At 55.6% G+C, this 21,809-nt stretch carries 19 protein-coding genes and 1 pseudogene; 19 read left to right on the top strand and 1 reads right to left on the bottom strand.

The window, feature by feature from the left end; genetic code table 11:
* Positions 1-42: 42 nt before the first annotated feature.
* The 6 genes from atpG to glmS all read left to right on the top strand — a co-directional run bounded on the left by atpG (position 43) and on the right by glmS (position 7,099).
* Positions 43-903: a F0F1 ATP synthase subunit gamma gene (atpG, locus tag AC6CIA_RS16575; RefSeq protein ID WP_084378364.1), complete on the top strand. Its 861-nt coding sequence runs from the start codon at positions 43-45 to the stop codon at positions 901-903.
* 27 nt (positions 904-930) lie between these two features.
* Complete coding sequence (gene atpD, locus AC6CIA_RS16570) at positions 931-2,307, top strand: F0F1 ATP synthase subunit beta (protein ID WP_339529628.1); 1,377 nt, start codon at positions 931-933, stop codon at positions 2,305-2,307.
* Between the two features lie 44 nt (positions 2,308-2,351).
* Positions 2,352-2,777, top strand: a complete 426-nt coding sequence (locus tag AC6CIA_RS16565) for a F0F1 ATP synthase subunit epsilon (protein WP_084378363.1) — start codon at positions 2,352-2,354, stop codon at positions 2,775-2,777.
* A 115-nt stretch (positions 2,778-2,892) separates the two neighbouring features.
* Positions 2,893-4,260, top strand: a complete 1,368-nt coding sequence (gene glmU / locus AC6CIA_RS16560) for a bifunctional UDP-N-acetylglucosamine diphosphorylase/glucosamine-1-phosphate N-acetyltransferase GlmU (RefSeq protein ID WP_498313509.1) — start codon at positions 2,893-2,895, stop codon at positions 4,258-4,260.
* A gap of 228 nt (positions 4,261-4,488) precedes the next feature.
* A complete protein-coding gene (locus AC6CIA_RS16555) occupies positions 4,489-5,256 on the top strand; it encodes a DeoR/GlpR family DNA-binding transcription regulator (RefSeq protein WP_498313507.1) in 768 nt (255 codons plus the stop codon).
* Between the two features lie 10 nt (positions 5,257-5,266).
* Positions 5,267-7,099 (top strand): glutamine--fructose-6-phosphate transaminase (isomerizing), encoded by a 1,833-nt coding sequence (gene glmS, locus AC6CIA_RS16550; RefSeq protein ID WP_498313505.1) that lies wholly within the window; start codon positions 5,267-5,269, stop codon positions 7,097-7,099.
* 224 nt (positions 7,100-7,323) lie between these two features.
* Here the strand turns inward: glmS and AC6CIA_RS16545 are convergent.
* Positions 7,324-8,486, bottom strand: a pseudogene (locus AC6CIA_RS16545) (IS3 family transposase).
* Between the two features lie 580 nt (positions 8,487-9,066).
* Here AC6CIA_RS16545 and AC6CIA_RS16540 point away from each other — a divergent pair.
* The 13 genes from AC6CIA_RS16540 (at position 9,067) to AC6CIA_RS16480 (ending at position 21,807) form a co-directional block, all read left to right on the top strand.
* Complete coding sequence (locus AC6CIA_RS16540; protein WP_498313503.1) at positions 9,067-10,227, top strand: efflux RND transporter periplasmic adaptor subunit; 1,161 nt, start codon at positions 9,067-9,069, stop codon at positions 10,225-10,227.
* The gene (locus AC6CIA_RS16535) at positions 10,224-13,286 is read left to right on the top strand and encodes a multidrug efflux RND transporter permease subunit (RefSeq protein WP_498313501.1); all 3,063 of its coding nucleotides are present in this window, start codon (positions 10,224-10,226) and stop codon (positions 13,284-13,286) included. Before AC6CIA_RS16540 ends, AC6CIA_RS16535 begins: the two co-directional genes overlap by 4 nt.
* Positions 13,287-13,550: 264 nt before the next feature.
* Positions 13,551-13,922 carry a phosphopantetheine-binding protein gene (locus AC6CIA_RS16530; protein ID WP_145337349.1) on the top strand — a complete coding sequence of 124 codons (372 nt, stop codon included), beginning with the start codon at positions 13,551-13,553 and terminating at the stop codon, positions 13,920-13,922.
* Positions 13,915-15,057: a beta-ketoacyl-[acyl-carrier-protein] synthase family protein gene (locus AC6CIA_RS16525; RefSeq protein WP_145337350.1), complete on the top strand. Its 1,143-nt coding sequence runs from the start codon at positions 13,915-13,917 to the stop codon at positions 15,055-15,057. The genes AC6CIA_RS16530 and AC6CIA_RS16525 overlap by 8 nt, the downstream gene beginning before the upstream one ends.
* Positions 15,054-16,316, top strand: coding sequence for a beta-ketoacyl-[acyl-carrier-protein] synthase family protein (locus AC6CIA_RS16520; RefSeq protein ID WP_145337351.1), 1,263 nt, complete (start codon positions 15,054-15,056; stop codon positions 16,314-16,316). The genes AC6CIA_RS16525 and AC6CIA_RS16520 overlap by 4 nt, the downstream gene beginning before the upstream one ends.
* A 14-nt stretch (positions 16,317-16,330) precedes the next feature.
* Complete coding sequence (locus tag AC6CIA_RS16515) at positions 16,331-17,572, top strand: AMP-binding protein (protein ID WP_498313499.1); 1,242 nt, start codon at positions 16,331-16,333, stop codon at positions 17,570-17,572.
* Complete coding sequence (locus AC6CIA_RS16510) at positions 17,573-18,352, top strand: nicotianamine synthase family protein (protein WP_145337353.1); 780 nt, start codon at positions 17,573-17,575, stop codon at positions 18,350-18,352.
* An 8-nt stretch (positions 18,353-18,360) separates the two neighbouring features.
* Complete coding sequence (locus tag AC6CIA_RS16505) at positions 18,361-18,888, top strand: DUF6622 family protein (RefSeq protein ID WP_498313497.1); 528 nt, start codon at positions 18,361-18,363, stop codon at positions 18,886-18,888.
* A gap of 57 nt (positions 18,889-18,945) precedes the next feature.
* Positions 18,946-19,335, top strand: a complete 390-nt coding sequence (locus AC6CIA_RS16500) for a hypothetical protein (protein WP_498313495.1) — start codon at positions 18,946-18,948, stop codon at positions 19,333-19,335.
* A 27-nt stretch (positions 19,336-19,362) separates the two neighbouring features.
* The gene (locus AC6CIA_RS16495) at positions 19,363-19,914 is read left to right on the top strand and encodes a hypothetical protein (RefSeq protein WP_145337356.1); all 552 of its coding nucleotides are present in this window, start codon (positions 19,363-19,365) and stop codon (positions 19,912-19,914) included.
* Positions 19,904-20,245, top strand: a complete 342-nt coding sequence (locus tag AC6CIA_RS16490) for an ApeI family dehydratase (protein ID WP_145337357.1) — start codon at positions 19,904-19,906, stop codon at positions 20,243-20,245. The genes AC6CIA_RS16495 and AC6CIA_RS16490 overlap by 11 nt, the downstream gene beginning before the upstream one ends.
* A complete protein-coding gene (locus AC6CIA_RS16485; RefSeq protein ID WP_498313493.1) occupies positions 20,238-20,960 on the top strand; it encodes an SDR family NAD(P)-dependent oxidoreductase in 723 nt (240 codons plus the stop codon). The genes AC6CIA_RS16490 and AC6CIA_RS16485 overlap by 8 nt, the downstream gene beginning before the upstream one ends.
* Complete coding sequence (locus AC6CIA_RS16480) at positions 20,950-21,807, top strand: arylamine N-acetyltransferase family protein (protein ID WP_498313491.1); 858 nt, start codon at positions 20,950-20,952, stop codon at positions 21,805-21,807. Before AC6CIA_RS16485 ends, AC6CIA_RS16480 begins: the two co-directional genes overlap by 11 nt.
* The last annotated feature ends 2 nt before the right edge of the window (positions 21,808-21,809 follow it).

Below are 21,809 nucleotides of genomic sequence, written 5' to 3'. Positions count from 1 at the left end.
GGGAGCCGCAAGGCTCCCGCTTGCTAACCTGATAGGTGTTACATGGCAGGCGCAAAAGAGATTCGCAGTAAGATTGCGAGCATCAAAAGCACGCAAAAGATTACCAGCGCCATGGAGAAAGTGGCGGTCAGCAAAATGCGCAAGGCACAAATGCGCATGTCTGCTAGCCGTCCCTATGCGGAGCGTATCCGCCAGGTAATTGGGCATCTGGCCAACGCCAACCCGGAATACCGCCACCCGTTCATGATCGACCGCGCCGTCAAGCGTGTCGGTTATGTCGTCGTGAGCAGTGACCGTGGTTTGTGCGGTGGCCTGAATACCAACCTGTTCAAGGCCCTGGTCAAGGACATGGCGGTAAACCGCGAAAACGGCGTCGAGATTGATCTGTGTGTTGTTGGTAGCAAGGGTGCGGCCTTTTTCCGCAACTTCGGCGGTAACGTCGTTGCAGCTATCAGCCACTTGGGTGAAGAGCCGTCGATCAATGATTTGATCGGCAGCGTCAAGGTGATGCTGGATGCGTACCTGGAAGGCCGGATTGACCGCCTGTCCGTGGTATCCAACAAGTTCATCAACACCATGACACAACAGCCTACCGTGGAGCAGTTGATTCCATTGGTGGCAACCCCGGATCAGGAACTCAAGCACCACTGGGACTACCTCTACGAACCAGACGCCAAAGAGCTGCTTGACGGCTTGATGGTGCGCTACGTGGAGTCGCAGGTCTACCAGGCGGTGGTCGAGAACAACGCAGCTGAACAAGCGGCGCGGATGATCGCGATGAAAAACGCTACCGACAACGCCGGTGATCTGATCAGCGATTTGCAGCTGATCTACAACAAGGCGCGTCAGGCTGCGATCACCCAAGAGATCTCGGAAATCGTCGGCGGCGCTGCCGCGGTTTAACGGTTCAAATATTCAGAGGATCCAGCTATGAGTAGCGGACGTATCGTTCAAATCATCGGCGCCGTTATCGACGTGGAATTTCCACGCGACAGCGTACCGAGCATCTACAACGCGCTGAAAGTACAAGGCGCGGAAACTACCCTGGAAGTTCAGCAACAGCTGGGCGACGGCGTAGTTCGTACCATTGCGATGGGTTCCACCGAAGGCTTGAAGCGCGGTCTGGACGTTATCGACACTGGCGCTGCCATCTCCGTACCGGTCGGTAAAGCGACCCTGGGCCGGATCATGGACGTACTGGGCAACCCGATCGACGAAGCTGGCCCGATCGACACCGAAGAGCGTTGGGGCATTCACCGTCCAGCACCTTCGTTCGCCGAACAAGCTGGCGGCAACGACCTGCTGGAAACCGGCATCAAGGTTATCGACCTGGTTTGCCCGTTCGCCAAGGGCGGTAAAGTCGGTCTGTTCGGTGGTGCCGGTGTCGGCAAGACCGTAAACATGATGGAACTGATCCGTAACATCGCCATCGAGCACAGCGGTTATTCCGTGTTCGCCGGTGTGGGTGAGCGTACTCGTGAGGGTAACGACTTCTACCACGAGATGAAGGACTCCAACGTTCTGGACAAAGTGGCACTGGTTTACGGTCAGATGAACGAGCCGCCGGGAAACCGTCTGCGCGTGGCACTGACTGGCCTGACCATGGCCGAGAAGTTCCGTGACGAAGGTAACGACGTTCTGCTGTTCGTCGACAACATCTACCGTTACACCTTGGCCGGTACTGAAGTATCCGCACTGCTGGGCCGTATGCCTTCGGCAGTAGGTTACCAGCCGACCCTGGCTGAAGAGATGGGCGTTCTGCAAGAACGTATCACTTCGACCAAGGAAGGTTCGATCACCTCGATCCAAGCGGTATACGTACCTGCGGATGACTTGACCGACCCGTCGCCAGCGACCACCTTCGCCCACTTGGACGCCACCGTCGTTCTGTCCCGTGACATCGCCTCCCTGGGTATCTACCCAGCGGTCGATCCACTGGACTCGACTTCGCGCCAGCTGGACCCGAACGTGATCGGCCAGGAGCACTACGACACCGCTCGCGGCGTTCAGTACGTGCTGCAGCGTTACAAAGAACTGAAGGACATCATTGCGATCCTGGGTATGGACGAGCTGTCGGAAACCGACAAGCAGTTGGTATCCCGCGCTCGTAAGATCCAGCGCTTCTTGTCGCAGCCGTTCTTCGTGGCTGAAGTCTTCACCGGTGCCTCGGGTAAATACGTTTCCCTGAAAGACACCATTGCTGGCTTCAAAGGCATCCTCAACGGTGACTACGACCACCTGCCAGAACAAGCGTTCTACATGGTCGGCGGCATCGAAGAAGCGATCGAGAAAGCCAAGAAACTGTAATCCCGGCGCCCGGAAACGGGCGCTCATCAGGTTGAGGCAATCAGATGGCTATGACAGTCCATTGCGATATCGTCAGCGCGGAAGGGGAAATCTTCTCCGGTCTGGTAGAAATGGTGATTGCACACGGCGAACTGGGTGATCTTGGTATCGCCTTGGGCCACGCCCCGCTGATCACCAGCTTGAAGCCAGGTCCGATCACTCTGACCAAGCAAGGCGGGGAACGGGAGGTGTTTTACATCTCCGGTGGTTTCCTCGAGGTTCAGCCGAACATGGTCAAGGTACTTGCCGACACTGTGCAACGTGCTGCTGACCTGGATGAAGCCTCCGCTCAGGAAGCCGTCAAGGCTGCCGAGAAGGCCCTGAACGAAAAAGGCGCAGATTTCGACTACGGTTCTGCTGCTGCACGTCTGGCCGAGGCCGCAGCTCAGCTGCGTACCGTCCAGCAGATCCGCAAGAAGTTTGGCGGCTAAGCCGTCACACTTCATGCGTGATTGATTAAAAAGGGTAGCCTCGGCTACCCTTTTTCTTTTTTTGCAAAACACTTCTTTGGTCTGAAGTCGGACCGCCCAGGATTGGTAGCCATTCATGTCTCTTGAAATCGTAATTCTCGCCGCAGGCCAAGGCACTCGCATGCGTTCGGCCTTGCCCAAGGTGCTGCACCCGGTCGCGGGCAACTCCATGCTGGGTCATGTTATCCACAGTGCCCGGCAACTGGATCCCCAGCGTATTCACGTGGTGATCGGCCACGGTGCCGATGTGGTGCGTGAGCGCTTGGCGGCGGATGATCTGAATTTCGTGCTTCAGGACAAACAACTGGGCACCGGCCATGCCACGGCTCAGGCGGTGCCCTTCATCGAGGCCGATACCGTGCTGATCCTCTACGGTGACGTGCCGTTGATTGAAGTGGAAACCCTGCAACGCCTGCTCAAGCATGTGGTTCCGGGCCAAATGGGCCTGCTCACCGTCGAGCTGGATGACCCTACCGGTTATGGCCGCATCGTGCGTAATGGCGACGGCAAGGTGGCCGCCATCGTCGAGCATAAAGACGCCAGTGAGGCCCAGCGCGCAATCACCGAAGGCAACACCGGCATTCTTGCGGTACCGGCTGATCGGTTGGCTGACTGGATGAGCCGCTTGTCGAACAACAACGCTCAAGGCGAGTACTACCTGACCGATGTGATCGAAATGGCTGTCAGTGATGGCCTGGTGGTCGCCACCGAGCAGCCTCACGACCCGATGGAAGTGCAGGGCGCCAATGATCGCAAGCAGCTTGCAGAGCTGGAGCGCCACTACCAACTGCGCGAAGGACGACGTCTGATGGCCCAGGGCGTGACCTTGCGTGACCCGGCGCGCTTCGACGTGCGCGGTGATGTCAGCGTGGGCCGCGACGTGCTGATCGACATCAACGTGATCCTCGAAGGTCGCGTGGTGATTGAAGACGACGTGGTGATTGGCCCGAACTGCGTGATCAAGGACAGCACCTTGCGCAAAGGCGTGGTGGTCAAGGCCAACAGCCACATCGACGGCGCGGTCATGGGCGAGGGCAGCGATGCTGGTCCGTTTGCGCGGTTGCGTCCGGGCACCGTGATGGGCGCCAGGGCGCACGTCGGCAATTTCGTCGAGCTGAAAAACGCGAAAATGGGTGACGATGCGAAGGCTGGCCATCTGGCCTATCTCGGTGACGCCGTGATCGGTGCTCGCAGCAACATTGGTGCCGGGGCAATCACGTGCAACTACGATGGCGCTAATAAATACCAGACGACTATTGGTGAAGACGTCTTCATCGGCTCCAATAACTCACTCATTGCGCCTGTCACTATCGGTGATGGTTCAAACACCGCAGCAGGCTCGACTATCAATCAGGATGTGGATAAGTCACAACTTGCAGTCGCCCGCGCCCGCCAACGCAACATCGACGGCTGGAAACGCCCGGTGAAAATCAAAAAGACCTGAGTTATCCACAATCCCTTTAGCAACAAATCCCCAATGTGGGAGCGGGCTTGCTCGCGATAGCGAATCGTCAGTCAACCGTGCAGTGACCGACACAACGTCATCGCGAGCAAGCCCGCTCCCACATTTGTCTTGTGTTGTTTTCAAAAAAAGCGGTTTAGCGCTTGACGATCTTTCGTCAATAGGTTTTGATTGCCTTCGTTATCTTTCGAAACGAAACTTACCAGCAAAATGTCGAAACGAAATACACCCCAACGCCGCCACAATATCCTCATCTTGCTCAACGAGCAGGGTGAAGTGAGCGTGGACGAATTGGCCAGGCGTTTTGAAACCTCGGAAGTGACTATCCGCAAGGACCTGGCGGCCCTGGAAAGTAACGGCTTGCTGTTGCGTCGCTATGGCGGGGCAATCACCATGCCCCAGGAATTGGTGGGTGATCCCGCCCAACCCATTTCTATCCACAAGCGCGCCATTGCCCGCGCGGCGGTCAAGCGTTTGCGTGAACATGCACGGATCATCATCGATAGCGGCAGCACCACCGCCGCGATGATTCCCGAGCTGGGCCATCAGCCCGGCCTGGTAGTGATGACCAACTCCTTGCATGTGGCCAGCGCCCTGAGCGAACTGGAACATGAACCGGTGCTGTTGATGACCGGCGGCACCTGGGACCCGCATTCCGACTCTTTCCAGGGCCAGGTCGCCGAGCAGGTGCTGCGTTCCTACGATTTCGATCAACTGTTCATCGGCGCCGACGGCATCGATTTGCAGCGCGGTACCACCACCTTCAATGAATTGCTGGGCCTGAGCCGAGTCATGGCCGAGGTCGCCCGCGAAGTCGTGGTCATGGTCGAGTCCGACAAGATTGGCCGCAAGATCCCCAACCTGGAACTGCCCTGGAGCAGCGTCCATACCCTTATTACCGATGATCGCCTGCCGCTTGAGGCCCGCGACCAGATTCAAGCCCGCGGCATCACGCTGATTTGCGCGGCAGTCATCTAGGAGAGAAACCATGTGTGGAATTGTAGGCGCAGTCGCTGAACGCAACGTCACCGCCATTTTGCTCGAAGGCCTCAAACGCCTTGAATACCGTGGCTATGACAGCGCCGGTGTGGCGGTTTTCAGCAACGCTGGCAAGCTGGAGCGCATGCGCCGTCCGGGCAAGGTCAGCGAATTGGAACAGGCCCTGGCCGGTGAGCCTCTGGCCGGCCGCCTGGGTATCGCCCACACGCGCTGGGCGACTCACGGCGCGCCGTGCGAACGCAATGCCCACCCCCATTTTTCCGGTGACCTGGCCGTGGTTCACAACGGCATCATCGAAAACCACGAAGTGTTGCGCGAGCAACTCAAGGGCCTGGGCTACGTCTTTACGTCGGACACCGACACCGAAGTCATCGCCCACCTGTTGAACCACAAGCTCAAGGACCACAGTGACCTGACCGTCGCCCTCAAGGCCACCGTCAAGGAGCTGCATGGCGCCTATGGCCTGGCGGTGGTCAGTGCCAGCCAGCCGGATCGCGTGGTGGCGGCCCGCAGTGGCAGTCCGCTGGTGATCGGCTTGGGACTGGGTGAAAACTTCCTGGCTTCCGATCAGCTGGCCCTGCGTCAGGTCACTGACCGCTTCGTCTACCTGGAAGAAGGCGATATCGCCGACATTCGCCGCGAGAGTGTGGCGATCTGGGACGTTGACGGCCAGTCAGTCGAGCGCGAAGCGGTGCAGTACCGTGATGGCGCCGAAGCTGCGGACAAAGGTGAGTTCCGCCACTTCATGCTCAAGGAAATCCACGAGCAACCGTCCGTGGTGCAACGCACCCTCGAAGGTCGCCTGAGCCAGAGTCAGGTACTGGTCAACGCCTTCGGCCCGCAAGCCGCCGAGTTGTTCGCCAAGGTACGTAATGTACAGATCGTTGCCTGCGGCACCAGCTACCACGCCGGCATGGTGGCCCGTTACTGGCTGGAAGAACTGGCCGGTATTCCGTGCCAGGTCGAAGTTGCCAGCGAATTCCGCTACCGCAAAGTGGTAGTACAGCCCGATACCCTGTTCGTTACCATCTCGCAGTCCGGCGAAACCGCAGACACCCTGGCGGCCCTGCGCAACGCTAAAGAGCTGGGTTACCTGGCGAGCCTGGCGATCTGCAACGTGAGCATCAGCTCGCTGGTGCGTGAATCCGACCTGACCCTGCTGACCCAGGCCGGTCGCGAAATCGGTGTCGCTTCCACCAAAGCCTTCACCACCCAGTTGGTTGGTCTGTTGCTATTGACCCTGTCCCTGGGCCAAGTGCGTGGCACATTGGCCGAAGGCGTTGAAGCCACGTTGGTAGAAGAACTGCGTCGCCTGCCGACCCGCTTGGGCGAAGCGTTGGCGATGGACAGCACCGTGGAAAAAGTCGCCGAGCTGTTCGCCGACAAGAACCACACCCTGTTCCTCGGCCGCGGCGCGCAGTACCCGGTGGCGATGGAGGGCTCCTTGAAGCTCAAGGAAATCTCCTACATCCACGCCGAAGCCTACCCAGCCGGCGAGCTGAAACACGGCCCGCTGGCCCTGGTGGACGACGACATGCCGGTGGTCACAGTGGCGCCGAACAACGAACTGCTGGAGAAGCTCAAGTCCAACCTGCAGGAAGTGCGTGCCCGTGGCGGCCAACTGATCGTGTTTGCCGACGAAAAAGCCGGTATGACCAACGGCGAAGGCACCCATGTCATCAACATGCCGCATATCCACGACACCTTGTCGCCCATCCTCTACACCATCCCACTGCAGTTGCTGTCTTACTACGTGGCCGTGCTCAAGGGGACCGACGTCGACCAGCCGCGTAACCTGGCCAAGTCGGTGACGGTGGAATAGCGTTTGGCGGTAAAGCAAGGGCAGCTGATTTTAGAGAATTAAAGCTGTCGCAGGAGAGTTAAACCTGTCGCAGGAACCGGTGAGGGCACCCGCCTCGGCTCCTGCTACACCTCTCCGCTTCCCCCCGACCTTCCTGCCAGCCTCGCCGAGCCGTTTGATGTTGTTACGAATACAGAAAGATGAATCCCTTCGTTCGTATGTGGAACGAAATCTTTTTGTAGTGGTCAACTAATCCCGGACACGACGTTAAGTTTTTCCTCCGCTCGTGCTGGCGCCACCCCATCGTTGAATTGGTGAGGCCGAATCCAGTTGTAGCGATGCATCAAAAAATGGCTGATATCGCGCTGTGCTTCCTGCGCATTTCGATAGCCCACAGTCGGTATCCATTCTGTTTTCAAGCTGCGGAATACGCGCTCCATCGGTGCGTTATCCCAGCAGTTTCCTCGACGGCTCATGCTCTGGCGTATGCGGTATCGCCACAACCGCTGGCGAAAGAGTCGGCTTGCATATTGCGATCCTTGGTCCGAGTGGAATAGCAGACCCGAAGGCCTGCCACGCTGCTCGTAGGCCATATCCAGCGCCTTTATCACCAGTTCAGCGTCTGGCTTTTCCGACAGCGCCCAACCCACGATCCGGCGCGTACAAAGATCCAGGATGACAGCCAGGTAATGCCACTTTCCTTGCGCCCAAATATAGGTGATATCGCCGCACTAGACTTGATTGGGAGCTGGCACATCAAACCCACGGTTCAACGTGTTCGGGATATCGAGTCTTTCTACCGTCGCTCTTTTGTAAGCGTGAGAGCCGGGTTGTTTGCTGACCAAATCAAGCTCGCGCATCAAGCTACGCACTTTGAATCGACCGATTTGCTCACCGTTTTCACGCCTCAGCGAGAGGATGCTGCGGCTGCCAGCAGCGCTGCGACTTTGCGAGAACAGTTCACTGACGCGACTACGCAATCGAAGCCGTTCAACGTCAGGTGTGCGGCGCCGCAGGCGCCGGGCGTAGTAGCACGAGCGGGTGACGTCAAACACCTTGCACAGCCAATCAATCGGCTCAAGGGCGCTCAATTGGTCAATCAGCGCGAACGCTCGTGATCTTCCGACATCAAGAGCGCGGTAGCCTTTTTTAATATTGATTTCTCTCGCTCAAGCCGAGCAATTCGGGCTTCCAGTTCCTGAATTTTTTGCTGTTCCGGAGTCAGTGCCTTGCTCTGCGGGGTGATGCCTTTATGTTCTTTCTGAATCTGGTCAACCCAGCGGCGCAATGCCGACTCACCAATGCCGAGTGAACGGCTGGCTTCGATGTAGCTGTAGTTTTGTTTGAGCACGAGGTCAGTAGCCTCGCGCTTGAATTCAGGAGTAAAGGAGCGGCGTTGTTTGGTCATCTGACACCTCGATCTGGCGAGCATTCTCGCCTAAATGGGTGTCCGGTTTCATTAGACCACTACAATTCGGCATCAACGTCAACACCTGGCGCCTTAACTTTAGACCTAGTATGTACCTTCCGTCCGGTTTGTGACTGATGCGTGAGTGGGCGCCGGGAGAAGGGGCGATGGCCTATTTCTTCCCGTAGCGCTGCGAGGTGTGCAACTCAAGTCGAACGCAAATGGGGCTATGCAGTTTTTGCGTTGAATTTTGTGCTGCCTTTCAGCGCCTGCACGTTCAGGCCAGTCCCCGATGATTTCATGAGTGCGCCGGTTTTAGAGGTTCGCGACTTTGTTGCGAAACCCGTAAATCCTGCCGAAAAGAGACGTGCGTACCAGAAAAAACCACTTTTACCCGGCGCGATCACGACAGAATCCGCTGCATAGAAAATTTCGATATCTTGCGCGAGGCTCTAGGTAGCGGGTCTAGTGATCCAACGTCCCGACTTGTCGGTTTTAGCTATTGGAAACATTTTGTTACTTGGAGTAATGTGCAAGTTGCTTTGACTTCGGGTGTTCAAATTTTCCAAGGAATCGGAATATGCTGCGCCGTCGCATGATGATCATGTTGGGTGTTTTTCTGTGCGTTGTATTGATGCTGGCGAGCTACAAGGCTTATTCCATCTATCAGCAAGTACAGGGTTTTTCCACACCCCGCCCTCCAGTCAGTGTGGCCGTGGTGACGGCGCAGGAGCAGAAATGGCAGGAGCGATTGCCGGCGGTGGGCTCGCTCAAGGCACTGCGCGGCGTAAACCTGAGCCTGGAGATTGCCGGCACCGTCAAGGACGTGCAGTTCGAATCAGGGCAAACGGTGAAGGTCGGACAACCTCTGGTCCAACTCGATAGCGCGGTAGAGCAGGCGCTGCTCGAAACCGCCCAGGCCGATCTTGGCCTGGCAAAGCTGGATTTTGGACGCGGCAGCCAATTGGTCGGTGATCGGGCCATCTCCAAAGGTGAGTTCGATCGACTCTCGGCCCAATTGCAAAAGAACCTGGCCACCGTCAATCAACTCAAGGCGTCCCTGGCGAAGAAGCACATTTTAGCGCCGTTCGGCGGTGTCATCGGTATTCGTCAGGTCGATGTAGGCGATTACCTGGCCAGCGGCACTGTGATTGCCACTTTGCAGGACCTGAGCAGCCTCTACGTCGACTTTTATCTTCCCGAACAATCGGTGCCTAAAGTGGCAATCGGGCAAGGCGTGCAGGTCGAGGTGTCGGCCTACCCGCAACAAGCCTTTCCCGGCACCATCAGTGCCATCAACCCAAAGGTTGAGAACACCACGCGCAATTTGTTGGTGCGCGCCACCCTGGCCAACCCTGACAACAAACTGCTCCCCGGCATGTTCGCCAGCCTGCGGGTGTTGCTGCCTGATCCGAAGGTTGAGATTGTGCTCCCGGAAAGCGCGATTACGTTCACCCTTTACGGCAACTCGGTGTATGCCATCACGCAGAAAAAAGCCGATGACGGCAGCGTAGAAAAAGACGTTAACAACCAGCCCGTCCTGATTGCCGAACGGCGTTTTGTAGAAACTGGCGAGCGGCGAGGCGGTCTGGTGCTGATAACGCGCGGATTGAAAAATGGTGATCAGGTGGTCAGCGCCGGCCAGCTCAAGCTGGAAACCGGTACCCCTGTCGCCATCAGCCCTGACAAGAATCAGCCGGCAGTGCCTGACCAACCAGCCCTCGTTGAAGGTGCGCTATGAAGTTCACCGATGTTTTCATTCGCCGCCCGGTGTTGGCCGTGGTGGTCAGTCTGTTGATCATGCTGCTGGGGTTTCAGGCTTACAGCAAGCTGGCGTTGCGGCAATTCCCGAAGATGGAGAACGCACTGATCACAGTCACTACCGCATACCCAGGTGCGAATGCCGAAACCATTCAGGGCTATATCACCCAACCGTTGCAGCAAAGCCTGGCCAGTGCCGAGGGCATTGACTATATGACGTCGGTCAGCCGCCAGAATTTTTCGGTGATTTCGATCTACGCACGCATCGGGTCTAACAGCGATCGTCTGTTTACCGAACTGTTGGCCAAGGCTAACGAGGTCAAGAACAAGCTGCCACAGGACGCCGAAGACCCGGTGCTGAGCAAGGAGGCCGCTGACGCCTCGGCGCTCATGTACATCAGCTTTTCCAGCCGGCAACTGAATAATTCGCAAATCACCGACTACCTGTCTCGGGTAATCCAGCCCAAGCTCGCCACGCTGCCTGGGATGGCCGAAGCCGAAATCCTCGGCAGTCAGGTATTTGCCATGCGCCTGTGGCTCGACCCGGTGAAGCTTGCGGGGTTCGGCTTGAGCGCCAACGATGTCACCGCAGCGGTACGCCGATACAACTACCTTTCGGCTGCCGGTGAGGTAAAAGGCGAATATGTGGTTACCAGTATTAACGCCAGTACCGATCTGAAAACCGCCGAAGCCTTTGCTGCCATCACCCTGAAAACCGATGGCGATAGCCGAGTGTTATTGGGGGATGTGGCGCGGGTGGAAATGGGTGCGGAAAACTACAACGCCATCAGCTCCTTTGGTGGCACACCTTCGGTTTACATCGCCATCAAGGCGACACCGAGCGCCAACCCGCTGGACGTGATCAAGGAAGTACGCAAGCTCATGCCTGAGCTGGAGACTCAACTGCCGCCCAGCCTCAAGGTAGATATAGCCTATGACGCCACACAATTTATCCAGGCGTCGATCAATGAAGTGGTGAAGACGCTGTTTGAAGCTGTGCTGATCGTGATCGTGGTGGTGTTCCTGTTTTTGGGGGCGCTAAGGTCGGTAGTGATCCCGGTGGTCACCATTCCGCTGTCGATGATTGGCGTAATGTTCTTCATGCAGATGATGGGGTACTCGATCAACCTGCTGACTCTATTGGCGATGGTCCTGGCGATCGGTCTGGTGGTAGACGATGCGATCGTCGTGGTCGAAAATATTCACCGACATATCGAGGACGGCAAGGGACCGATGGACGCGGCGCTTGAGGGCGCGCGGGAAATTGCCCTGCCGGTGATTTCCATGACCGTCACTTTGGCGGCGGTCTATGCGCCAATTGGGTTCCTGGATGGTTTGACCGGTGCACTGTTCAAGGAATTCGCCTTGACTCTGGCCGGTGCGGTGGTGATTTCCGGCATTGTCGCGTTGACACTTTCGCCGATGATGTGCGCTCTGTTGCTTCGTCCCGAGGCCAGCAGTTCGGGGCTCGCCCACCGACTGGACCGTATTTTCGAAAGCCTCAAACGGCGTTATCAACTGCTGCTGCATGGCACTCTGAATACACGGCCAGTGGTACTGGTGTTTGCCGTGATTGTGTTGTGCCTGATTCCAGTGTTCCTCAAATTCACCAAGTCGGAGCTGGCGCCGGCTGAAGACCAAGGCATCATTTTCATGATGTCCAGTGCGCCTCAACCGACCAACCTGAATTACTTGAATACTTACACCGACGAATTCATCGATATCTTCAAAGCCTTCCCGGAGTACTACTCGTCTTTCCAGATCAACGGCTATAACGGCGTGCAGTCCGGGATTGGCGGCTTCCTGCTCAAACCATGGAATGAGCGCAACCGCACCCAAATGCAGATCCTGCCCGAGCTGCAAGGTCGACTGGCGCAGATCCCCGGTCTACAAATTTTTGGCTTTAACCTGCCTTCGCTTCCAGGTACTGGCGAAGGCTTGCCGTTTGGTTTCGTCATCAACACCGCCAGCGATTATGAATCGTTGCTGAAAGTGGCCGATCGGGTGAAGACGCGCGCCATGGAGACGGGCAAGTTCGCCTTTGTCGATATCGACCTGGCGTTCGATAAACCGGAAGTAGTGATAGACATCGATCGCGCCAAGGCGGCGCAGATGGGCGTGTCGATGCAGGATCTTGGCAGTACGCTGGCGACATTGCTGGGCGAGGCGGAAATCAACCGGTTCACCCTTGAAGGGCGTAGCTACAAAGTGATAGCCCAGGTCGAGAGGGCCTACCGCGACAACCCCGAGTGGCTGAACAGTTACTACGTCAGAAACACCAATGGCGAATTGTTGCCGCTTTCGACGTTGATCCGCATCACCGACCGGGCGCGACCACGGCAGTTGAACCAGTTCCAGCAGCTCAACTCGGCATTGATCTCGGGCTTTCCATTGGTAGGAATGGCAGAAGCCATCGAGACGGTGAAGCAGATTGCCGTCGAAGAAGCGCCGCCAGGATATGCATTTGACTACAGCGCCGAATCACGGCAGTTCGTCCAAGAAGGTAGCGCACTTTGGATGACCTTTGGTTTGGCGTTGGCCATTATTTTCCTAGTGTTGGCGGCGCAGTTCGAGAGCTTCCGTGATCCGTTGGTGATACTGGTGACGGTGCCGATGTCGATTTGCGGAGCGCTGATTCCCTTGTTCCTTGGCTGGTCGAGCCTGAACATCTACACCCAAGTGGGGCTGGTGACGTTGATCGGTTTGATCAGCAAACACGGGATTCTGATCGTCGAATTCGCCAACCAGTTGCGTAAAGACAAAGGCTTGTCGGCCCGTGAAGCGGTAGAAGAGGCGGCTTCCATTCGCTTGCGGCCAGTATTGATGACCACGGCGGCGATGGTGTTTGGCATGGTGCCGTTGATTCTTGCGACCGGTGCGGGAGCGGTAAGTCGGTATGATATCGGTATGGTGATTGCCACCGGGATGTCGATTGGCACGCTATTCACGTTATTTGTCCTGCCGTGCGTCTATACGTTATTGGCCAAGAGCGAGGTACAAAAGGTCGAGGTGGATGGGATCCCTGTAATGAATCGGTAATAAAACACACTGATCCCAACTTGTTAGAAGAAGATAATTTTAAGTAAGCCGTAGATTTCGCATTACTCAGCCCTATTCAAGTGCTGCGTATTTTATCGTCGTTTAATTAGTGGCTGCCGTTCGTCGGGCTGTAAAAAATCTTTGTAAAAAATTTTGACAGAGTTATATCTATTTGATTAGTCTTTATTGAATCCAATCATAAAAACAACAAAGTCGACTGTCTTTTCTGCCGCTCAAGTTTTAGACAAACATGGATGAAGGGGTGTGATTGATATGTACTTGGTCAAAATAAAAGAAATCGCAGCAGACATTCTTTTTCTGGATGGTCCAGAGTCAATTCCCAGTGACCAGTCATTTGATCAAATCGGATTTACGTCGATTGATTTCATCGACTTTTGCTTTGAAGTCAAGTCGCAGATCAACGCCGATGTGGAGCCAGAGTACTTGTGGCCGTTCCATAAAATGATGGCGGATCCAGCATTGTGCGTGGACAGCCAGTGGACAGTCCGCGGGCGGGAGATGGCTCGCGACATCCTGCAAGTTGCGGATAGCGATGTGGTTGAGCCGAATAAGATTGGTCGTTTCTGGACACCGGAGTTCTGTTCCCGGCGTCTAGAGGCACTCGCTCATGGCTAGTGTTTACTTGACTGGAGTCGCCGTACGTCAGGCCGGGCTAGACCTGGCCGATATCGCTCGGCAAAAGGCCGCTTTTGTAACCGCTGAAGCAGCGTCCAAAGGGGCTGCGGTTTTGTCTGCGCAGATGGCAAAAGGTATTGCCCGTGAAGACAGGGCAATATTATCCGACGCAGCAATATACAGCCTTACAGTCGCGGATGCCGCATGTGCAATGGCGCAACAACAGCTTGCCTTTAGCGAAGAGGCGCGTGCGCTTATTAATGTCTATACCACCGCTGAAACCGTCCGGGACTTTTACGAAATTCTTTACGAATACCGTATCAAGCGCCCGGAACTGACGGCAGTTGATGTACACGCGGTGTTAGGGCGTGTTGCCGGCAGCGTTCATCCACTTCGGTTATTTCGAAAGTTGCCGACTAATAACCTGTACCACATTGCCAAGTTCTTCGGATTTATCGGAGGGGGTTATCCCTTGCGCAGTATGTCACTGGGCGGGCTCTCCTTATTGGAACATGCGCTATTCAAACTTGAGGACGAGGCGCAGGGAGGCGCTTTGTTGTGTGGAGTCGGGGATATGATCAAAGTTGATAACTTTGAAGCGTTCCGCAAGATGGGTCTGATTGAGTCGGACCCGCACCGGTCGCAAACCGATAAAGTCAACGTTACCCATGGCGCGGTTGCATTGATGCTGGAAAATGCCGCCCTGTTGCAACGCTCCGGTCATGTCGCGCTTGCGCAGATTGTCTCTGTCCATAGTCGTTTCGACGGGAAAATCCATTCACAGCAGGCGGATTGGGAGGCCTTGCTCAGCGGCTTGCCTGCTGCAGTGATCGGCGAAAAACCAGTGGTTGTGATGTATGACAACGGCGCGCCTAACCTGCGTCAGGTCGAGAATGCGGCAGTGTTCAAGGCCCTCCCGAACGTCGATATTCGTCGTTACAAACCCTATACAGGTTATGCGGGAAGTACCAGTGGCCTTGTGGACCTTGCCTGTGCGTTGGCCGACAAGAGCGTTGAAGTTGGCCGCACACTACTGGTCAATGGCATGGGGATCGGCATCGGCTGTGCGTGCGCCGTAATCAAAAAGTTGCAACATCTGCCTATCGACCGGCCCGTATCGGGAGACGCGTCATGAGAGAACGCGTGGTCATCACCGCCTTGGGCTGTTGTACGCCTCTGGGCAATACGTATGATTCGGTCACTGCGGCATTGCGTGACGGGACAACCGGCATTCGTGAAATACAGAAGTTCGATACGGCTTCGTTCAAAAGCCATTTCGCGGGCGTGCCAGAGGTTGGCAACATGCGCACGTCCCCATTGAAACGCAGTCGCTCCTGGGACGAGCTGTATATCAATAATGCGGTTAAGGGATTAATGGCATGGCCCGGTGTGGACCTGAGTCATTTCTCGCCGCAGCGTATTGGATGTTTCCTGGGCGTTGATGAACCTGTTCCGGATATCCACCAAACCGTTGATTTTGTTTATGACTTGCAGCGTGACGCTGGCAAGGTATTCACCAATATGGCCGAGGTGATGGAAAAGCACTATCGCATCAGTGATTTTGCCCGCCTGGATTCAACTCAGGTATTACGCCAGGTCCATGCGCAGATTCCATTCCATGGCCCGAGCATGGTGCACCTGGGGCTGTGTGCGGCCTCACTGCAGGCAATTGGTACGGGATTTGAACAGGTCGCTCGCGGGCGAGTGGATGCCGCTATAGTCGGCGGTGCCAGCGCCAAAGTAACGCCCGAGCACTATATCGGCCTCGAATCGGTAGATGTGATTTGCACCGACGCTTCATTACCGTTTGATGGTTTGTCGCGCCCCTTTGATACGCGCCGTTCAGGTTATGTGCCGGCTGAGGGCGCGGTGCTGTTCTTGTTGGAGAGTTACACCCATGCGCTCAGGAGAGGCGCGGTGCCTTTGATGGAAATCGTCGGGTATGGGGCGAGCATGAATGCCAGCCATATTGTGAAGCCCGATCCTGAATCCCGGGAGATGAAACTTTCAATGACTCGGGCACTGGCCAGTGCCGGGCTCAACCCCAGTCAAATAGGGTTGGTCAATGCCCATGGCACCTCAACCGTGTTGAATGATCTGCACGAGTCAGCTGCTATTTGCTCAGTGTTATCGGAGCGAGTGCCGGTCACCGCCAATAAATCACTGCACGGGCATATGATCGCCGCGGCGGGGGCCATGGAAACACTCAATACCCTGATTGGTTTGAGAGAAGGATTCATTCCTGGGACGCGCAACCTTGAGACCCCGGACCCGCAGTGCAAGGCCAACATAATAGGTCAGACGCAGAGCGCCGACATCGAATACTGTCTCAAGAACTCGTTTGGGATGGGTGGACTGGCAGCCTCAATGATCTTTCGCCGAATTGACGCCTAATAAGGGATTGCAGGATGCAAACAATCCAACGTCGGACAGATTTTCCAGTCGATAAGTTTAATCAAATGATCATGGGTTACCTGCGTGATGGTTACCCTGGCGCGCTTGAGCCAGTCGAGAATTACCAGAGGTTTGTCGACGCCTATCCTGTCATGGATAAAAATGCACTGTCAGCCTCGGGACGGCAGTTGCTTGGTGCGGGAAAAATGCAGGGTTGTTATGTAGTGTCGACCTCCGGTACGACCAGCGGCCCTGTCATTCTTGCGAATAAATTTCTGCAGGGCGTCACAGAACACAGCTATCCCTATCAAGTGCGTGTCGCGATGGCCAAGCATGTATTCAGTGCTGATGACATTGTTGCCAATCTGCTGACAGCAGGTGGTCTGGGAAACAGTTATGAGGGCATGTGCCGTTTGCTCGAAAGCATCGGGGTGACCATTCTCCCCGTGGGCCGCCCGGATACCTTGGCCAACGACGCGCTCTTGCTCGATCTGCTGGAACGCTTTCACGTCGATGTGCTGGTGGGGTCTCCCAGTGGCATTGTGCAGGTTGCGCAAGCGGCATTGCGGGCGGGCGTGTCGCTGCCGGTTTGCAAAGTGGTGTTCGTCGGCGAAGCCTTTCACGCCTCCAAGCGCATATTTGTCCGTGAGCAATGGCCCGACGCGCATTTTTACAGCATTTATGGCGCCACGGAGTTGGGGTTCGCCGCGATCAACACGCCACAGATGAGCCCCGGCCAGCATCTGCTGCTCTCCGATTGGTTTTTCGTCGAAGTCAGCGATCAAGGGGAGTTATTGGTGACCGATCTGAGGGCGCCGGTCGTGCCGCTTATTCGTTACAGAATAGGCGACTATGGCGCGCTTTTTTCTGAACCCGCCAGCCCTGAGTTCTACTTGACCATTGGCGACAGGGTGGGCGAGGAGTTCAGTCTGGGAGGACATAAAATCCGCTTGGACCAGGTCCGTCAACAGCTTGCGGTTGCAGGCGTGGATGCAACGTGGTGCCAGGTCACGCTCAAACCGGCCGAACAGGGTCGTGACCGCGTGGAAGTGGCGCTGGACCTGCCGGACATTGAAGTGGATGAAGGCTTACGGGCGCGAGTGGAGTCGGCGCTGAGTCAGATTCCCAAATTGGGCGAAGCACTGCGGCGTGGCGTCGCCGAGGTATCCATCATGGGACGCGAACGGTTTAAGTTCAACGCTCGACAAAAACTGCCAGCACTGCGTGATGAGCGCCCGCGCGTTGGAGTTGCCTGAATGGATGCTGAGCCAGGACGGAGTATCGAAAGGTTGCTGGCCATCCCAACAGAAGCGGGGCGGCTGGATGAGCTTTTTCATGCGTATTCGGCTTTGTTGATCTTGCTGAACAGCTGTCAACGTGGCGCTCCTTACGAACACTCAGAGCGTGCTGAACGATACCGCATGGAAGACTGCCAGCGCAAAGTGCTGGAAATAGAGCAACTGTTTGAGTCGGCGCTGAGTCATCAATGGAACACGTTATTGACTGAGGGCAGTCCACTCAGCCGGTTTTTCTATCGCATTTATCAACGCATGGTCAGCAGCGAACTCACTGGCCTCGACTCCCACCATGGAAAACTGTGCCAAGTGGGTGTGGGCGCCATGCCGCTGAGTATTTTGCTGTATGTGCAGAAAACCGAGTTTGTCGTCACGGGAATTGACATTGACCCCACGGCGATTGTGCGAGCGCGGCAAGGGCTGGACGCAGTATTCAGCGCACTGGATATACCCCGTGAGCGCTTGAGTCTGGTCGAGGCTGACGGCGCGGATTTTGATTACGGTGACTACGATGTCGTTGTGCTGTCCATGACGGTTTCCGGACGATCCAACGTCCTGCAGCGCATTCTTGATACCTGCCGCAAGCCGCAACTTCGAATTGTGTTGCGTGATACCGAGGGTTGGAAACAGTTTATTTATCGCCCGATGGGTTTACCCAGCCAACAACAGTTGGAGTTGCTCACTCACTCTTCAGGCTGCCCGATCAGCAGTGCCATCTACGGCGTTCGATCCAACGATTGAGGGATACCATGTTAGTCATATTGCGCGAAACACCGCTGTGGGTTTATGCCGTTTTTTTTCTGCTGCTTTATTACGGTGTAATGGCGTGCTTCAGAAGTAATGAAACCCGTCGCTCACTGTTGCTCAGCCCGGCGATATTCGTAGCTTGGTCCTTGATGGCCATGGACTATGCCGCTCAACCCTGGGTGTCGATGGGCAGTTGGATAGCAGGCGTGTTCGTGGGGGTGATGATCGCTATGCGGTGGTTTGACTATCACGGTATTACCGAGGGTGAGGCTCGTCATTCTATTTCGGTACCGGGGTCATTCAAGTTACTGGTGCTATCGATGTTTTTTTTCGCGATTAAATACTTTATCGGCTATCAACAGGCGACAGACCCACTATTTGCCGGCTCCTTGCCAATGCGACTGCTGATAGGCGCCGCCTCGGGTTTAACCATTGGATTATTGTGCGGCCGGGCGTGGAAAATGTTGTCGATCCTGAATGCATTTTCCCGTCACAGCGAAGTTGAGGTTGCCTGTGCAAACAAGAAATGAACGAGTCCATGAGTTTTAAATAATAAAGAGCCTGATGAGGCGATGAGGGTACTTGGCATGAATTACCTTGATCTGTGTCCAGAGTTGAAAAGGCACGGACCGCTTTTTCGCGTTCGGCTTGATCCGGATTTGCTGGCGACGTTTCTGTCACGCTTTGACGCCACCCTTGTCACTGTAGAACTTTGTCATCAATTCGCGGTGCGGTGCGTGCGTGCGACGGTGGATGCAGGCGCCGCAAGTGAGCGCTTTCTGCCGGTATCCCTGCGTCAACTGAGTACGGCCGACATTCGGCAAATCGGTTATTTGTTCGGACAGGTTTCCAGGGAGCAGCAGGGCGGAACTGTGCAGATTTATTCATCGGCCGTCTCAGCGGCTCATAATGATCTGTTGTGCTCAGTTACGGTCATGGCCCTGCGGCCCATGAATGAGCAGCGTGCCGACACTTAATGCGTTCTACTGTTGTGGGATGACTTCGTGATGATTAATCTTCTTGTTCCACCCTTGCTGTTTCCGTACTTTCTCGAGTGGCGCACCGGGAATTATGTTGAAGCTGCTTTATTGTCATTGTTGGTGCTGGTGGCGCTTTGTTATAAAAGCTTGAAAAATAAGTTCGTCATTGACTGGAGTGTCGCGTGTGGTTTTGTTTTGATCGCCGGCGTCTCTTATGTTCAACCCAGTTTTTTCAGTCTATCATTTACCAAGCCTTTGATTTATGGCTTGTTGGCTATTACAGGGTGGGTGTCCTACTGCGTCGGTAAACCCTTTACGTTGCAGTATGCGAGGTTGGAAACACCCCGGGAATTCTGGAATACGCCGCCGTTCATTCATATCAATAAAAAAATTACGTTGGTGTGGAACGCGGTATTCACGCTTAACTTTGGGTTTGGCTTGGCAAGTTTGATTGATTTGGACGACTGGCCGATTTATCTGCTGATGTCTTACTTCACCATTCTGTGTGCAGTTGTTTTTACCCAGAAGTACCCGGAAGTTTACTTGGCTCAAGGAGAGCGAAACCGTGCGCTATGAGGTTTTCAATACTGCCCTCGAATTGATCAACTCAAACACTACGGTGCATGTTGAAGTGGATGCCGTTGCGCCGATTTTTGATGAGCATTTTCCGGGCTATCCGATTGTTCCAGGGGCGTTCACGGTCGGCTTCGTGCTGGCATGCTGTAGACAGTTACTGTCGCAGAGTGCGGTACGGGTCAAGCGTGTGGTTTTCATCAAGCCGATAATGCCGGGCGCCTGTTTGCAGTTGCAGTTTTCAGGGCTTGATCTTCCAGAGGCTAAAGAGATCGGTTTTATCCTGAAAACCTCACATTCTATACATTGCCGAGGGAGCGTCATGTATGACTGATATGGCTATCGTTACCGGGGGAACGCGTGGAATAGGCCGTGCGATCGTCGCCAAGTTGGTCGCGCAGGACTTCACCGTTTTCGCCACATATCACAACGATGAGGCCGCCGCTGACCGACTGTCCGGCGAGTTCGGCGCACGCGTCATTACCGCACGTGTTGATGGTAGCGATCGGGGTCAGGTCGAGCGCTTCCAGGCGCAACTCATCGACTATCCTCTGCCCTCGGTATTGGTCAATAACGCAGGCATCGCACGTGACGGGCTGTTTCTGAGTCAGGAGCCGTCCTCGTTCGCACAGGTGATGGCCAACAACTTTGGCGGCACCCTGAATTTTTGTGAAGTGTTCGCGCCGCTCATGGCGAAGGCGCGCCACGGCAATATCATTAATATCGGCTCGGTGGCCGCGCAAAAGATCAAGTTGGGCAACACGGCCTATGGCTGCGCTAAAGCGGCGATAGAGCGCTTGAGCCTGGGCCTGTCAGTTGAACTTGCGCGCTTCGATGTCCGCGTCAACTGTGTATCGCCGGGCTTCGTGGACACGGACATGTTTCAGACGTTCGCCGGTGAGCAGGCCAGAGAGATCCTGAAGTCGATACCTGCAAGGCGCGTCATGACAGCGGATGAAGTTGCACAAATCGTGTGTTTGCTGGCCACTCGACAACTGTCCACTCTGGGCACTGTATTGCGTGTAGGGAATGGCGAAAATGTGGGGTGAGACCTTCAAAGTCAGCCCCGCTGTGCAGTCGGTAAGCCCGCCATGGTTGGCCGGATACTTTCAGCGATTGGGCGGGCCGAATGCCGTCGGGGCGAATTTTGCCTGCCTAGCCCGGTTGCATGAGGCGCACATCGCCCATATTCCCTTCGATATGGCGGATGGCTTCCTGGATGCTCAGGTGCCTTTCTTGCTGGACGATGTAGCTCAGAAAATCGTCCACGAACAGCGGGGCGGCGGCTGCACACAGATGAATGGCATTTTTGCTCAAGCACTGCTCAGCCTTGGGTTCCAGGTCCGACGCACGTTGGCCAAGACCTTTCAGAATGGCGTATGCCGGGAGCTGTCCACCCATATGGCGCTGTTGGTCGATGTGGAGGGACGGCGCTGGCTGTGTGATGTCGGGTTTGGCCTGCGTGGTCCGATAAGGCCGCTTTCACTGGATGAACGTGACGATCAGGTGACGCAAGTGCAGGGCTGTCATCGTTACCGTGTCAAACGGCTGGTCACACGGGAGTGGTTGGTGGAGTACCTGCGCGGTGAGTCCTGGCAAGGTTTGTTGGTGGTTCGGGATGCTGACTATCCCTATGAAGAGTTTCGTGTCACGCACTTCTATAACACCCATTCACCCACTTCACTGTTTGCCGGCAATTTCATTTGTGCCCGGCCTCATTGGGAAGGCGGCGATCTTCTGCAGAACGGGACGTTGGTGTGTGTTCACGCAAAGCGTCGCACGAGCTATACCGCGCGCACGCTTGACGAATTGATCGGCCTGCTCAAATCACACTTCAATATCACGCTTTCTCCGGAAAGATTTCACCACCTACCGCCCGGGATCGACAGGGGTTAACA

This window comes from Pseudomonas sp. GQ91 (genome assembly GCF_059758795.1).
Note: the sequence above shows the minus strand (reverse complement) of the source record. Positions and strands in the feature narration are given on the sequence as shown.

Excerpts from the sequence above, each read along its gene's own strand:
- atpG (WP_084378364.1), top strand. The coding sequence starts at position 43 with ATGGCAGGCGCAAAAGAGATTCGCAGTAAGATTGCGAGCATCAAAAGC.
- atpD (WP_339529628.1), top strand. The coding sequence starts at position 931 with ATGAGTAGCGGACGTATCGTTCAAATCATCGGCGCCGTTATCGACGTG.
- AC6CIA_RS16565 (WP_084378363.1), top strand. The coding sequence starts at position 2,352 with ATGGCTATGACAGTCCATTGCGATATCGTCAGCGCGGAAGGGGAAATC.
- glmU (WP_498313509.1), top strand. The coding sequence starts at position 2,893 with ATGTCTCTTGAAATCGTAATTCTCGCCGCAGGCCAAGGCACTCGCATG.
- AC6CIA_RS16555 (WP_498313507.1), top strand. The coding sequence starts at position 4,489 with ATGTCGAAACGAAATACACCCCAACGCCGCCACAATATCCTCATCTTG.
- glmS (WP_498313505.1), top strand. The coding sequence starts at position 5,267 with ATGTGTGGAATTGTAGGCGCAGTCGCTGAACGCAACGTCACCGCCATT.
- AC6CIA_RS16540 (WP_498313503.1), top strand. The coding sequence starts at position 9,067 with ATGCTGCGCCGTCGCATGATGATCATGTTGGGTGTTTTTCTGTGCGTT.
- AC6CIA_RS16535 (WP_498313501.1), top strand. The coding sequence starts at position 10,224 with ATGAAGTTCACCGATGTTTTCATTCGCCGCCCGGTGTTGGCCGTGGTG.
- AC6CIA_RS16525 (WP_145337350.1), top strand. The coding sequence starts at position 13,915 with ATGGCTAGTGTTTACTTGACTGGAGTCGCCGTACGTCAGGCCGGGCTA.
- AC6CIA_RS16520 (WP_145337351.1), top strand. The coding sequence starts at position 15,054 with ATGAGAGAACGCGTGGTCATCACCGCCTTGGGCTGTTGTACGCCTCTG.
- AC6CIA_RS16515 (WP_498313499.1), top strand. The coding sequence starts at position 16,331 with ATGCAAACAATCCAACGTCGGACAGATTTTCCAGTCGATAAGTTTAAT.
- AC6CIA_RS16510 (WP_145337353.1), top strand. The coding sequence starts at position 17,573 with ATGGATGCTGAGCCAGGACGGAGTATCGAAAGGTTGCTGGCCATCCCA.
- AC6CIA_RS16505 (WP_498313497.1), top strand. The coding sequence starts at position 18,361 with ATGTTAGTCATATTGCGCGAAACACCGCTGTGGGTTTATGCCGTTTTT.
- AC6CIA_RS16500 (WP_498313495.1), top strand. The coding sequence starts at position 18,946 with ATGAATTACCTTGATCTGTGTCCAGAGTTGAAAAGGCACGGACCGCTT.
- AC6CIA_RS16485 (WP_498313493.1), top strand. The coding sequence starts at position 20,238 with ATGACTGATATGGCTATCGTTACCGGGGGAACGCGTGGAATAGGCCGT.
- AC6CIA_RS16480 (WP_498313491.1), top strand. The coding sequence starts at position 20,950 with ATGTGGGGTGAGACCTTCAAAGTCAGCCCCGCTGTGCAGTCGGTAAGC.